At 41.1% G+C, this 13,174-nt stretch carries 11 protein-coding genes; 3 read left to right on the plus strand and 8 right to left on the minus strand.

Annotation, left to right across the window (positions count from 1 at the left end; all coding sequences use genetic code 11):
• Positions 1 to 6: 6 nt before the first annotated feature.
• The 7 genes from glp to xth all read right to left on the minus strand — a co-directional run bounded on the left by glp (position 7) and on the right by xth (position 9,162).
• Positions 7 to 1,770 carry a gephyrin-like molybdotransferase Glp gene (glp, locus tag FHR29_RS06415; RefSeq protein WP_183913160.1) on the minus strand — a complete coding sequence of 588 codons (1,764 nt, stop codon included), beginning with the start codon at positions 1,768 to 1,770 and terminating at the stop codon, positions 7 to 9.
• Positions 1,770 to 2,750 (minus strand): GTP 3',8-cyclase MoaA, encoded by a 981-nt coding sequence (moaA, locus tag FHR29_RS06420; protein WP_183913163.1) that lies wholly within the window; start codon positions 2,748 to 2,750, stop codon positions 1,770 to 1,772. Before moaA ends, glp begins: the two co-directional genes overlap by 1 nt.
• 8 nt (positions 2,751 to 2,758) lie before the next feature.
• Complete coding sequence (locus FHR29_RS06425) at positions 2,759 to 3,889, minus strand: XdhC family protein (protein ID WP_183913165.1); 1,131 nt, start codon at positions 3,887 to 3,889, stop codon at positions 2,759 to 2,761.
• A 78-nt stretch (positions 3,890 to 3,967) separates the two neighbouring features.
• Positions 3,968 to 6,175 (minus strand): xanthine dehydrogenase family protein molybdopterin-binding subunit, encoded by a 2,208-nt coding sequence (locus FHR29_RS06430; RefSeq protein ID WP_183913167.1) that lies wholly within the window; start codon positions 6,173 to 6,175, stop codon positions 3,968 to 3,970.
• Positions 6,176 to 6,236: 61 nt separating this feature from the next.
• Positions 6,237 to 7,214 (minus strand): xanthine dehydrogenase family protein subunit M, encoded by a 978-nt coding sequence (locus FHR29_RS06435; protein ID WP_183913169.1) that lies wholly within the window; start codon positions 7,212 to 7,214, stop codon positions 6,237 to 6,239.
• Positions 7,211 to 7,804 carry a (2Fe-2S)-binding protein gene (locus FHR29_RS06440; RefSeq protein ID WP_183913171.1) on the minus strand — a complete coding sequence of 198 codons (594 nt, stop codon included), beginning with the start codon at positions 7,802 to 7,804 and terminating at the stop codon, positions 7,211 to 7,213. The genes FHR29_RS06435 and FHR29_RS06440 overlap by 4 nt, the downstream gene beginning before the upstream one ends.
• 581 nt (positions 7,805 to 8,385) lie before the next feature.
• Positions 8,386 to 9,162, minus strand: coding sequence for an exodeoxyribonuclease III (gene xth / locus FHR29_RS06445; protein WP_221197808.1), 777 nt, complete (start codon positions 9,160 to 9,162; stop codon positions 8,386 to 8,388).
• Between the two features lie 253 nt (positions 9,163 to 9,415).
• On the opposite strand from xth, the gene FHR29_RS06450 reads away from it, so the two are divergent.
• Both FHR29_RS06450 and FHR29_RS06455 read left to right on the plus strand, forming a co-directional pair.
• A complete protein-coding gene (locus tag FHR29_RS06450; RefSeq protein ID WP_183913173.1) occupies positions 9,416 to 9,925 on the plus strand; it encodes a DinB family protein in 510 nt (169 codons plus the stop codon).
• A 109-nt stretch (positions 9,926 to 10,034) separates the two neighbouring features.
• Positions 10,035 to 10,511, plus strand: coding sequence for a PA2169 family four-helix-bundle protein (locus tag FHR29_RS06455; protein ID WP_021191750.1), 477 nt, complete (start codon positions 10,035 to 10,037; stop codon positions 10,509 to 10,511).
• Between the two features lie 169 nt (positions 10,512 to 10,680).
• Here FHR29_RS06455 and FHR29_RS06460 read toward each other — a convergent pair whose 3' ends face one another.
• Positions 10,681 to 11,538, minus strand: a complete 858-nt coding sequence (locus tag FHR29_RS06460; protein ID WP_260291921.1) for a bestrophin family protein — start codon at positions 11,536 to 11,538, stop codon at positions 10,681 to 10,683.
• A 694-nt stretch (positions 11,539 to 12,232) separates the two neighbouring features.
• On the opposite strand from FHR29_RS06460, the gene FHR29_RS06465 reads away from it, so the two are divergent.
• Positions 12,233 to 13,153, plus strand: a complete 921-nt coding sequence (locus tag FHR29_RS06465; RefSeq protein WP_260291922.1) for a hypothetical protein — start codon at positions 12,233 to 12,235, stop codon at positions 13,151 to 13,153.
• The last annotated feature ends 21 nt before the right edge of the window (positions 13,154 to 13,174 follow it).

The raw sequence follows: 13,174 nt of genomic DNA on the forward strand, positions 1-13,174 counted from the left end.
AGATTTTTAAGGCAATACGATTACTTGGACTTCTTCACCTGCCACAATACCAGTAGATTCTTCCGGTATCACGAGCAGGCAATTGGCCTGGGCATAAGATTGTAGACGATAAGATTCCTGCGCATGCAGGGGCAATACCTTACCCTCCATTGAATGAGCTTTTATAAAATGTGTTAATCCACTGTTTTTTGGATAATCAACTGTAGTCACGGCTTTGCTGTAGCAAACGGAATCAGGTCGTTGCATCATCCGGTCAATAGCCGGTAAAACATACAGGTAGAAACAGGTTAGCGCTGAAGAAGGATTTCCTGGCAATCCGAAAACCACTGTTTCATCCTTAGTTCCAAAAAACAATGGTTTTCCTGGTTTCTGTTTCACTTTATGAAAATGAGGCCGCACCGACTGCGCCAGAGCACTTTGCACCACAAAATCATAATCACCCACACTCACGCCTCCCACCAGCAGCACCAGATCCGAAGCTAACAAAGCCTGTCCCAAGATCTTTTCCAATGCGGCAGGATCATCTGCAGCGTGAAAAACCTGAACCGTTTCGATACCTGCCTTTTGAAGTGCAGCACGCAGTTGAATCGAGTTTGAGTCGTATACTTGTCCAAAGGAAAGTGGCTGACCCAATTCCTGCAGTTCATCACCTGTCACAATGATTGCTACTTTTGGCGGTTCAAAAATCAGCAGCTTCTCACAGCCAATACCTGCTAAAAAACCCAGTGCAGCAGGCGTCAGTACAGTTCCCTGCGCAAGTGCCCATACTCCTTTTGCAGCTTCGCTACCTTTTTCACGGACATGCATGCCAAGAGTTAATTGCTCATCAGCAACCGTGATCCAATCTCCTTCGCGATATACCCGTTCCTGCATGACCACGGTATCTGCCGCCGTTGGTATGGGTGCACCCGTAAAGACGCGCATCGCCTGTCCGGACAATAGCGTTACGTCCGACTGTTTTCCAGCACGCATTTCGCCCACAATTTCCAATCGGTTATTGCGGTCCTCAAATTTTAATGCATAGCCATCCATCGAAGACTGCCTAAAACCAGGAATATCATATTTTGATATAATCTGCTCTGCAACAGTATATCCTAAAGACTCAGATAAAGTTTTTATTCCAGTGCGAACAAAATGGCTATGTTTTTTAATAATCGCGTTTGCTTCCGATACTGAAACCATTTCCTGCATTAAATATTTTAGATCAGCAGGCTCATCAATGTCGACAGCTCCATCAGCAAAAGCAATTGCAACAACATCGTCAGGATATGCTGTTATGATTTTTTTAGCACCCTGATCTCCCTGCAGCTGCTGTAACAATGGAAAATAGGTGTTTCTGAACAGTACCGGCACACCCAAAGTATCCGCATAGGCCGATGCAATAATACCCTTATGGCTTTCCAACTGGCTCTCAAACAATTGTGTAAAATGATGGGCTTTGAGAAACGGTTGATCACATACTGAAAAGATGCACCGAGTTAGCAATGGATGATCGTTTAACAACGTCTCCATTCCTTTACGGATAGACGAGGCCATTCCCGTAGACCAATCATCATTGTAACAGATTTTTACATCATGGTCTACAAGTGTTCCGGCCACAGCTTCAGCATTTGCGCCCACAACTACGATCACACAAGCAGGATCGCTCGCCAGCGCTTGTTCTACAGCATGTTTAACTAATGGCTTATGCTGATAATCCAGAAGTTGTTTTGCAGTCCCTAAGCGTGAGGAACTACCCGCTGCTAATATTATTATACCTGTATCCTGCATTATCCTCCAATGGTTATCATACTTCTATTTTGTAATTTATCCGCATCTATTTGCGTAAAATCAGTGGCTAATTGGCCCCCTAGAGCAAAAGCCTTTGCCTGGATATTCGCTTGAATCAACGGTAATATAGGCTGTCCCAGCCGATGGGCGGTAAGTAAGTCCGTTTCATGAGTAGAAAAGAGACAATTTTTCAATTTACCATCTGCCGTTAAACGGATCCGGTTGCAGCCTGCACAAAAAGGTTCGCTCATGGTACTGATGACGGCGAATGATCCGCGGTGGCCTGCGATATGAAAATGTTTTGCTGTATCGTGTATACTCCCCACCTGTTCGTGGATGGTATAACTTTTTTGGATCACATCTTTTATTTCCCGTAAAGTAAACACCTGGTTATTGGTCCATTTATTACCAGAAAAAGGCATAAATTCAATAAAACGAACCTCTAATGGCCATTTTTCAGTAAGCGCGACAAAATCAGTGATTTCATTATCGTTCAGCCCTTTCATTACCACTACATTCAATTTACAGGTTATTCCGGACGCTAACAATAGGCCAATATTTGACCAAACACGGTCAAAAAGATTTCTGCCTGTTATCTTATGGAATTTTTCGGTATTTAAGGTATCTAGACTGATGTTGATACTGCTAAAATTGGCCGCTTTGATTACAGGCAGTAAAGCATCTACCCTAACCCCATTGGTGGTACAGGTCAGTTCCACCGGTAAGGTGGACAGTCCTGCCAAAATCAGAGCTGCATCTTTCCGTACAAATGGTTCCCCACCTGTTAAGCGTATTTTTGTAATCCCCTGCGATACAAAAGTTTTAGCGATCGATAAAATTTCATCGGGTTGCATCAGTTTGGCATGCGCGGCGAAAGCATACTCCTCTTCTGGCATACAGTAAAAGCAGCGCAGATTACAATTGTCCGTAAGCGATATACGGAGATAAGTATGTTGACGGCCAAATTTATCGAATAGCATAATAATGATTAAAGGATTGGAATATTCTCGTGCATCTTAGCTGCGCGGTCACGAAGAGATGCCGCAGATCGGCTGTGGAAAAAAGATTTTACCTCCGCAATAATCGAGAGTGCAATCTCCGCCGAAGTTTCAGCTCCGATATCAAGACCGACAGGGCCATGCATTTTTGCCAGCTGAGCTTCTTCTATGATGCAACCATCTTCTTGTAATGTGTTAAGCAAACGTTGAAACCGTTTTTTAGGTCCTAATAAGCCAATATAAGAAACAGATGTCTGTAGTAAATGCTTGAGAAGATCTTTGTCATAATTGAAATTGTGCGACATTAAAACCACTGCGGTATAGGCATCGATATCGATCTGATGCAGAAACTCACTGGCAGCTGCAGTGATCACTTGTTTTGCTGCAGGAAAACGATCAACTGCTGTGTGACTGGCCCTACCATCAACAATGCTTACTTCCCAGCCAAGCATAGCCGCCATCGCAGCTACCGGTTGTGCATCATTTCCCGCCCCCACAATGACCATATGAATTGGCGGAATATGGTATTCCAATAATAGCTCATAATCCACATTTTTATATTCTAAAACCGTTCGCATCGTTGCCTTACTTCTGCATACCTGCTCCATATAAGCAAGCATATCTTCACCTGCAATAAGCGGATTGGCTCTTAAAACGGTTTGATTTTCCAGTCGTATACCACATGTACCGGGCTGCTCAGCATAGCGATCCAATGAGCAGATCGTGACCACAAGTGCTGGTACCCGTTTATTGGTTGTTTTTTTTAATAAGGCAATCGGATTTTGAGGATCGCTCGGGTCAATATATTCAAATAGTAGATGTACAATACCATTACAGCCCAATTGTATACCGAGGGTTGCATCGGCTTCATTTGTGGTATCATAAGTTACCAATTTATTAGTTTGCTGCTGGAGCGCTAGCATCGCCCTGCGAAGCGCATCACCTTCCAAACATCCCCCACTGATCGCTCCGGTCATCTCTCCATATTCGGATACCAGCATGCGTGCACCTGGCATCCGGTAGGATGAACCCTCTACCTTAACCACTGTGGCCAGCACAGTTTTATAACCCTGCGCTTCAGCGGTATCGTATGCGGCAATTATGGTTTTTAATTCACTCATCAAACAAAATTCAAATTAAAACAATTATATAAAAACTTATACTACAACAGAATAAATAAATTAAACTAATGTTTATGATTAACTTAATATTTTATCAGGAGTAATGGGTAAACTGCGTAATCTTTTGCCCGTGGCATTGTAAATCGCATTCGCAATTGCAGCGGCAGTACCGATAATTCCCACCTCACCTAAACCTTTTGCCCCTGTCGGATTGATGTTGGGATCGGCTTTACCGATAAAACTGACATCAATTATCGGTGCATCGGCATTAACAGGAAAATGATACCCTGCCAGATCATCAGCAATAGCTCCACCGATCCGCGTGTCCAGCAGCCGCTCTTCCATAAGTGCCATTCCTATACCACCTACAGCTGCACCTGACATCTGGTTGGCCGCCGCTTTTTCATTTACAATTTTACCTCCATCGGCCACACAGACCATTTTTGTCACCATGACCTTTCCCGTTTTCACATTGACCCTTACTTGACAAAAATGAGCAGCAGACGAGCAAAAAGCATATTTCTTACGCTCTTCACCGGGACCTGAGGTTGCTTCTACCACTAATTCATCTAAGTTATTTTGCTTCCACAAGGTATCCAAAGGAATAGTTGCAGTTGTATCATTTTTCAAAGATAAACCAGTTTCAGACAGCACTAAGACATCTTCCTGTACATCCTTGAACCTTTGGTCTTGTTTAGCGGCATAGGCTAACAGCTTTTCTTTCAGCAGACGGACTGCTTCCACAACAGCCCCGCTTACAGAAGACATTCCAGTACTTCCACCTTGGCTGGGCGCTGGAGGGAGATTTGAATGACCAAGTTCGATTGTTATTTTATTTTTCGGAATCCCGGTTATCTCATGGGCAATATTTTTCATACCCGTCCCTGTTCCTGTACCGATATCGGTCATTGCAGTCTGAATGATCAGACTTCCATCTTTTTTCATTTTTATGGCGGCACTCGTTTTATTTCGTCCGGCATTCCACATTCCCACAGACATCCCGTAGCCAATATACCAGTCGCCATCCTGCATGCTATTAGGTTGTGGATTCCGCTTTTCCCAACCGATACGCTGGGCACCTAAGTTCATACAATCTACTAAATAATTTGATGACCAGGGTAATTTAGAATCCGGATGATGCGTTACAGCAATATTTTTTGCTCGGATCGCTACGGGATCCATATTCAATTTATAGCTCAATTCATCGATGGCACATTCAACTGCAAAATCTCCCGTACAATCACCGGGACCACGCATCCAGGTCGCTGCATTGATATTTAACGGCACTAGTGCATCCTCAGTCTTAAGATGTTCAAAATCATAAATCAGACGCGTTATCCGTGTGATCTGATCTGAAAACCGTTCATATAACGATGTTTCATTACGGGCCTGATGATGGATACCCATAAATTTTCCCTGATCATCTGCTCCAAGCTTAATTTTCTGCCAGGAAGCAGGACGATAACCGGTACCGATAAACATCTGCGGTCTTGTCAGCATTAATTTCACGGGACGTCCCACCTGTTTGGCTGCCATAACGGTAGCCAGTACATGTGGCCACACCCGAAGACCAGATCCAAAACCACCGCCGACAAATTCGCTCATGACCTCCACTTGTTCCTTTTTCAGATTAAATAAAGGTGCGATCACCTGTTGTACATTATTCACTCCCTGTGTCTTGTCGTAAAGTTTGAGATGATCGGTACCAGTCCATGCAGCGATCGTAGCATGCATTTCCATGGGGTGATGTACCTCCGTTTTAATTTCATATTCGGCCTCCACCACATGAGGTGCATCTTGCCAGCTCTCGAGATTTCCGCGTTCTTTACCCGCTTCGTGCAGTGGGATCTGTGCGTAGGTAGAGTCAAAATCAACATTAAATTTTGTCTTTTCATACTGCACCTCTACCAGCGATGCCGCATAAGTGGCATCCTCAAGTGTCTCCGCCATAACCAATACAACCGGCTGTCCCTTAAAATAAATGGTGTCTGTATGAAATACAGGAAGACCAAAACGCGATTCTTTCATCAACGCCTCCGTCGCAAACCCAGGAACTGCAGGTTTTTCCAGATGGGATACAAAACCAAGCACAGATTTAACTTGTTTCGCTTTGGACAGATCAATATTTTTAATTTTGCCACTGGGAACCGTGCTTCCCACTAAAACAGCATAGCACATATGATCCACAGCATATTCGGCGGCATACTTGCCTTTCCCTGTCACTTTATCCCGTGCTTCAACGCGTCCTTCAGGTATATGTATATTTTGTTGATTCAAGTCTTTCATTTTACATTATTTTGTAAAAACCCATTCTTTTTTATTAAAAAACGTTATTCCCTGCTACAGATTAAGCTAGCAGGCATTGTGCCAGTGCAGATTCCACAGCACCTTTCAGCATGCCTACTTTAAAACCATTTTGTGCCAAGGGATGCGCATCCGCGACAATCATGGCGGCGGCCTCGCTAAATACAGCAGCAGTGGCATTTTTACCGATCAAGAACTCTTCAGCTTCCAGCCAGCGCCAAGGTTTATGTGCTACACCACCAGAGGCTAGCCGAGCTTCAACGATACGGTCACCGTCCAAGTGCAGTGCAGCGGCTACCGAAACCAGAGCAAAGGCATAAGAAGCCCGGTCTCTGATCTTAAGATAAGCACAATGTTTCGCAAATGGATTTTCTGGAATTTTAATAAATGAAATTAAAGCATGATCCGGTAAATTATTGTCCAGATGAGGATCATTTCCCGGAAGACGATGAAACTCCTGAAAAGGTATAACAGTCTCTTTTTGATCTTTTGTAATCACGTGTACTTCAGCATCCAATGCAACAAATGCGACACAGAGATCAGATGGATGTACAGCAACACAATCTTTACTATAACCAATTATGGCGCTCATCCTATTTTCTCCAGCATATGCACTGCATCCGGTACCCGGTTCACGCTTATTGCAGTCAGTAGTGGTATCGTAGAAATATGGACAACGGGTACGTTGCAAGATATTACCTCCTGTAGAAGCCATATTTCGGATCTGCGGAGAAGCTCCAGCCAAAACAGCTTTTGCAAGCAACGGAAAATCCTTTAATACCTTCGCGTCGGTCGCAATTTCAGTATTGCGAACCATAGCACCGATATGAATATTTTTGTCATGTGTATCTATTGTACGAATAAGCGCATTATTAATGTCTACAACAGTATCCGGAAGATGCACGTTCTTTTTCATCAAATCGACCAGATTTGTTCCGCCCGCGATATACTGCACATGATCTTTTTTATGAGAAAGTGCAGTTTTGGTATTGGTTACTCTTATAAATTCGAAAGGTTTCATGATTGCGCTACTTTTTGAATAGATTCAACAATACCGTTATAAGCTCCACAGCGGCAAAGATTGCCACTCATAAATTCCTTTATTTCCTCGATGGATTGTGTATGTCCCTCTTTTACACAGGCAATAGCCGACATAATTTGCCCCGGAGTACAATAGCCACATTGAAAACCATCACATGCAATAAAAGCCTCCTGCATTGGATGCAGGTGCTCACCATCGGCAATACCTTCAATCGTGGTTACGTCTTTTCCGACCGTAGAGGCAGAAAGAGTCAAGCAGCTTAAAACCCTTACGCCATCCACATGGACCGTGCAGGCGCCACATTGACCGTGATCACAGCCTTTCTTTGTACCGGTAAGGCCAAGGTTTTCACGCAAAAGATCCAGCAAAGTGGATCTTGTATCCGAATCAAGCGTATAGGGCTTTTTATTAACCTGCAATGTCAAAGGAGCTGTGCGCTTGGCAGGAACTATAAACTGCTTCACTTGTATATAGGCCGCTTTTAAAGAAGCCGGAAGGGTCGCCAGTAAAGTGAGGGCGCCCGTGGTCTTTAAAAAAAATCTTCTGCTGAAATTACTGTTTTTCTTCATAATTGGAATATTTTTTCGACTTTACTATTAAACAGTGAAGCCCAATTAATGTAGCCAAAGCATAACTTTAGAACAAATTAAAGCCGTTAAAAGTTTTCATATGCCCTTATTAAGGGCAAAACGTTATGCATAACGAAAAAACATTGTTATACGTATTTCAAATTTCATGAATACCGCACAATTAAGAGGTATATATTTTACTGTTTCTGCTACCAAAATTACTGATCCTAAGCGAAAGACTTTTTATGATCTCATATAACATCGATACGAAGTCGCCAGGTTAATTTTTTTAGCGAACTTTCATTTTTTTGAGGAGCACTTGCTGATTTTATTTTCCGTTCCAAATTCGCTAAACGTTTACGCCAGCGCATTATTTGCGGTTCTTCGTAAATAGGAAAACCATTATCATCGACGAGACCCAATGCTTTCGCTAAATTATGACTGAGAGCTGCAGATGTACTATTTTGACTTTTCCAATTATTGCCCGATCGCTTTTTAAAGCGCCGTTATAATCACCACCTTTTTCTTGCGGTTTACCTATTTTCATGAGCTCATTCAGTGAAATACGAATAGCTTTCACCCTATTTTTCTTTTAAACATATCCAGACCGGTGCGTGGTCGCTTGTTTTCTCCCAGCTTCTTACATGCCGGTCGATTCCGCCTTCTAAAAGTCTATCTTCCAATAAGGGACTAAGTAAAATATGATCCAAACGAAGACCGGCATTGCGGCTGTAAGCATGCCGCAGGTAGTCCCAGAAGGTATATACCTTCTGATCCGGAAATAATTTCCGGATAGTATCCAGCCATCCTTGAGCTATAAGATGCTCAAATGCCTTCCTGACTTCAATTCTGAACAAAGCATTATCGATGTATTTTTCCGGTTTATATGTATCCATCTCCGTCGGAATGATATTAAAATCTCCAATAAGGATGACGGGAATCTCCATCGCTAACAAGGTCTTAGTACGCTTGGTTAGCCGTTTTATCCAGTTCATTTTATAGTCGAACTTTGGTCCCGGATAGGGATTCCCATTAGGCAGGTACAAGCAGCAGATCACGAGCTGATTGACAATAACCTCTAGGTATCGGCTATGGGTATCGTCTTCATCTCCAGGCAATACGCGTGAGACTTCTGTGATATCGTATTTAGAAAGCACAGCAACACCGTTCCAGCTTTTTTCACCATGCCATATTGCCTTGTAACCAGCGTCGGTAATAGCCTGTATAGGAAAACGCTCCTGTGGAGCCTTTAATTCCTGCAGACAAACGACATCAGGAGATTCCTCCTTTAACCATCGAAGCAATACAGGTAGACGGCCATTAATACCATTGATATTATAGGTTGCTATTTTAATCATGACTTAGCATATATCATTATGATCACTTCACATTAAAACAAACACCGCTCACCAAAGTTTGACCGACAACGGTATTGAAATAAAAACATTATTATCCCGGTTAGAGAACAAAAGTGGACTATCTAGTGTACTCTTTAATATCAAGGCTTTAAAAGGAGCCTACATAAGATGAATACTGATATTTGCTAGAGGGTCGAGATCCGATGCAGGTAGGGTAATAACAGTTAGTATTTCACCACTTAAAACGAAAATCATGGAAAAAGTACTGATAACTAATATGATGCAGCAATTGCGAGATATCGAAAGTGCTGATCTATGGATCGATGAAAATTTCGAAAAGAAGCTTACTGAAGTAAATGAAATGACAGCGTTCGAGCGTCCGCTTCCGGACATGCACAGCATCGCCGAATTGATGTCGCATTTGATCGAATGGCGAAAGGAAGTCCTCAGCCGTCTCCAAGGAAATCCCCGTGGACTTGAAATGACCGATTCGGCAAATTGGCGAACCAATTCGGAGCTCGCCAAAAAAGGATGGGATAACCTGCTAAAAGAATTTTATACATCACAGCAAAGCGTCATCTATTTCTTAGAGGGGAAAGACGATGTATTTCTAGCTGCACCTTACCCTTATGCAGGTCATGCATTTCCGCATGATCATAAGTATTTGGTAACAGGTCTTATCAATCATGACCTCTACCATCTCGGGCAGATGGGCATAACGATTAAATTCTTAAAAATGCGTGAGATCAATCAGATGGCGTAACAAAGATTATGTAGCACTAAATTGAGCAATTTAGCATTTAACTGATGTGCAAGTTATGAACTAAAAGCCTTTTAGATTGTCTATTAGATAAAGATTAAGCGGATATACTATGGAAAATTTATTGCAGGAACAGGCCTATCTGTTAAATAATTTAGTAGAGGCCAATAATGACCGAATTGCGGGTTATACCAAATATATTGAACTGTTACCAAAAGATACGCACAACGATATTGATAAGTACCTTAGGCAATACCGGGATCAGTCTGAACAATTTATTACAGACCTCAAACCCTTTGTTTATGAGGCAAGCGAATTTCCACAGCTAAGCACAACTATATCGAGTAAATTACGCAACATGTGGCTGGATCTGAAGAATAGTTTTGTGGAGAATACGATCCAGAGCATCTTAAACGACTGCGAAAAAAGAGAAGACATCTACAAGCGCGTGTATCATCACACTTTAGAAGAAAAAGAAGTGCTGACATTAGAAGCAGAACATCTTATTCGGCATCAGGCGATACTACAGCTTCAGGCTCATGATCATATAAAAAGCCTGCGGGACAAAAATTTAGCGGATTGTCCGTAATTACGGCATTGATTCTTTAAGATGATTTGGAAAGGTGGCAATGCACAAAAAAAAGCAAGCACCAACCGATGCTTGCTTTTATAGCTATTTTTTTCAATACTTTAATTGATCTTCCTAACTCCGTATCCTAGGAACTGTTTTCCTGATCTTCGAACTCCTATTCCCACCACTACAGTATAAAAAATGTCTTTGGCTTCAAGGGCTCAGGAATATGCTCTTCTCCAAGCAATTGTTTGATATTGATTTCAATATTACGGGATATCGCGGTTACGGGCACATCACTTTGTCGATTGCGAAAAGGATCCTGTAGATTATAGGCCGTCTTATCTGCCAGGAAGAACAATGCTGCGATCAGCACCAATAGCGGAATTTCGAAAATCGGACTGACATCCTGTATCGCGATCGAAAGGGTAATCAGAAAGAGATAGATCGCTCCATGAAGGAAAAGGCGGTAAGTAACCGGAAATACCGTATTATTGATCCGTTCAGCCCGACCCATCGCATCCACCAGCCTGACCAAGGTTTGATCCAACTGAACACGGAAAAAATCAGGAATTGCCTGCTTTTCGGACAGATCCTTGATAGCAAGCGCCTGCAACTGGGTAATTGCCAAGGGCACATTGCGATGCTGTTGCAATAGATCAAGTTCATCCTGCGTCAATTCCAATGGTCTTGCTAACGGGTTGAGGTCGCGAAGTGAATCCCCTAATGCATAGCACCAGGCAATCTGCTTATAAGCAATATCCTTTATCACCCCTGCATATTCAGGAGCGAGATAGCTATGCATCTGGATAACGAGCGACCGGGAGTCATTGACAATAGCGCCCCATACTTTGCGTGCTTCCCACCATCTTTCGTACGATTGACTCATTTTAAAAGACAATAAAACCGATATTGCGGTACCTAAAAATGCAGGAACCCCCAAGGGCATATCCGGAAGCTTATCGTGCAAAATATAAGTCAATCCATTAAATATTAAGCCAAAAATGGCCACTAAAGCCACTTCCCTTTTAACTTTGTTAAACATATAACGAAAGGGAATTTTAGAAGAGTTTAAGATCATAATAGCTTAACAAACTTTATTTATATCTGTTTCCGTCACGGTTACTTTTTTTTGAATTTTGTAGCGATCTGCGTACAGACATATGGATTACTATTTGATTTCCCATTTTAGTAAAACTTTTAGATATTTGTGTATAATGTCTTATACGATAACCGGCAGTAACTAAATCATACGTAATCGACAATAGATTGAAAAATTATGCTGACAGTATTGTTAAAAATCTTTATAAAATTATTGCAGACAAATATCAAGATGGAACTTGTAGCGCTAAACCTTGGACAGATAATAATTTTTTAGAGCTCGAAGTGTGTGAAGAAAATTCAAAAATCATACATTTGTCAGCGCAAGAAATTATAGAATTATTAAACCTAAAATGAAACAAATAAACACAAACCCCAAGCCTTAAACCGTTCGCGGTAATTTTAACCACATCACAATTATAGACTAAACAACAATCAGTAATTCGTTTTGAGTATTCGTTTCATTGACAATACTTTTGAACCAAAAAATCACCAAAATACACATGAAGAAATTTTTAAAAGTCCTTAAATTCACATCGATTACTATTTTAAGTATTTGCGTGCTGTTTATCTTATATTTTTTTATCAGCAATAAATTATTTTTAGAATCTAAAAATGAGGATAATATAAGCTATCTGATGAAAAATAGTACGGAAATCACAAATTCAATTAATGACAAATTATTTGATGATGATTTTTATCAATCAAAGGTTTTCCTTTTGGGAGAAATTCATGGCTACGCTGACAATCAGACATTGGACAGGGAGTTGCTTTTTTTCTTAAATAAAAAAGTGGGTGTTAAATATTACATTGCAGAAATGGATAGCATAACAGCTGCAAAACTGAATAATTTCCTGACAGATAGCTTAAAAAATCAAGAAACTTTAAAGGACGTTGTATTGGCAATCCGTAATAGAATTCCGCAACAATCAAGTCAGGAGCTTTTGGAAAAATGGAATGCTATTTACGATTATAATCAACAACTAACCGACTCATCAAGAATTACAGTAATAGGAGTTGACAAGAATGTTGATGATCATTCAAAAGTAGCTAGAGATTCGGCAATGGTCATTAATTTTAAGAATTCCATCAAGCATTTAAAACTTGAAAATGAAAAATTCTACGGTCTTTTTGGTTATTTCCATGTATTGCAAAACACAACTGAAAATGGAAAACAAACATTCGCTTCTGAACTAAAAAAATCGGGTATAAAAACCACGAGTTTTGTTAGCTATACCATAGACAGCGAAATGTACCTTCCTAAAATTCCGCAATTTCCCACGCCAGAAAATGAACGAGTGGATTGGAGTAATGCAGATGGTCCATTACAACTTGTAAAGGGAATCAATGATTTAAAAGAATTGAGTAAACCAAATTCAATTACGCTATTTAAGTTAAATTCAGAGAACTCACCCTTTCTAAAATCGCAACACCTAATCAGTATAAAATCGAGAGTTTTTGGTGAAAATATTGTTCCTCAAAAGGACACTTTTACAACAGATTATTTTCAATATGTTTTTTTATTGAGAAATTCCAAAGCATTAACAAGCCTGAAATAATTTAATTCAGCTTTTGCTAAT

It is taken from the genome of Sphingobacterium sp. JUb56 (genome assembly GCF_014191365.1).
Classification (GTDB): domain Bacteria; phylum Bacteroidota; class Bacteroidia; order Sphingobacteriales; family Sphingobacteriaceae; genus Sphingobacterium; species Sphingobacterium anhuiense.

Coding starts and splice junctions, on each gene's coding strand:
- glp (WP_183913160.1), bottom strand. CDS start 1,770: ATGCAGGATACAGGTATAATAATATTAGCAGCGGGTAGTTCCTCACGC.
- FHR29_RS06435 (WP_183913169.1), bottom strand. CDS start 7,214: ATGAAACCTTTCGAATTTATAAGAGTAACCAATACCAAAACTGCACTT.
- FHR29_RS06440 (WP_183913171.1), bottom strand. CDS start 7,804: ATGAAGAAAAACAGTAATTTCAGCAGAAGATTTTTTTTAAAGACCACG.
- FHR29_RS06450 (WP_183913173.1), top strand. CDS start 9,416: ATGGAAAAAGTACTGATAACTAATATGATGCAGCAATTGCGAGATATC.
- xth (WP_221197808.1), bottom strand. CDS start 9,162: ATGATTAAAATAGCAACCTATAATATCAATGGTATTAATGGCCGTCTA.
- FHR29_RS06455 (WP_021191750.1), top strand. CDS start 10,035: ATGGAAAATTTATTGCAGGAACAGGCCTATCTGTTAAATAATTTAGTA.
- FHR29_RS06430 (WP_183913167.1), bottom strand. CDS start 6,175: ATGAAAGACTTGAATCAACAAAATATACATATACCTGAAGGACGCGTT.
- FHR29_RS06460 (WP_260291921.1), bottom strand. CDS start 11,538: ATGTTTAACAAAGTTAAAAGGGAAGTGGCTTTAGTGGCCATTTTTGGC.
- FHR29_RS06425 (WP_183913165.1), bottom strand. CDS start 3,889: ATGAGTGAATTAAAAACCATAATTGCCGCATACGATACCGCTGAAGCG.
- FHR29_RS06465 (WP_260291922.1), top strand. CDS start 12,233: ATGAAAAATAGTACGGAAATCACAAATTCAATTAATGACAAATTATTT.
- moaA (WP_183913163.1), bottom strand. CDS start 2,750: ATGCTATTCGATAAATTTGGCCGTCAACATACTTATCTCCGTATATCG.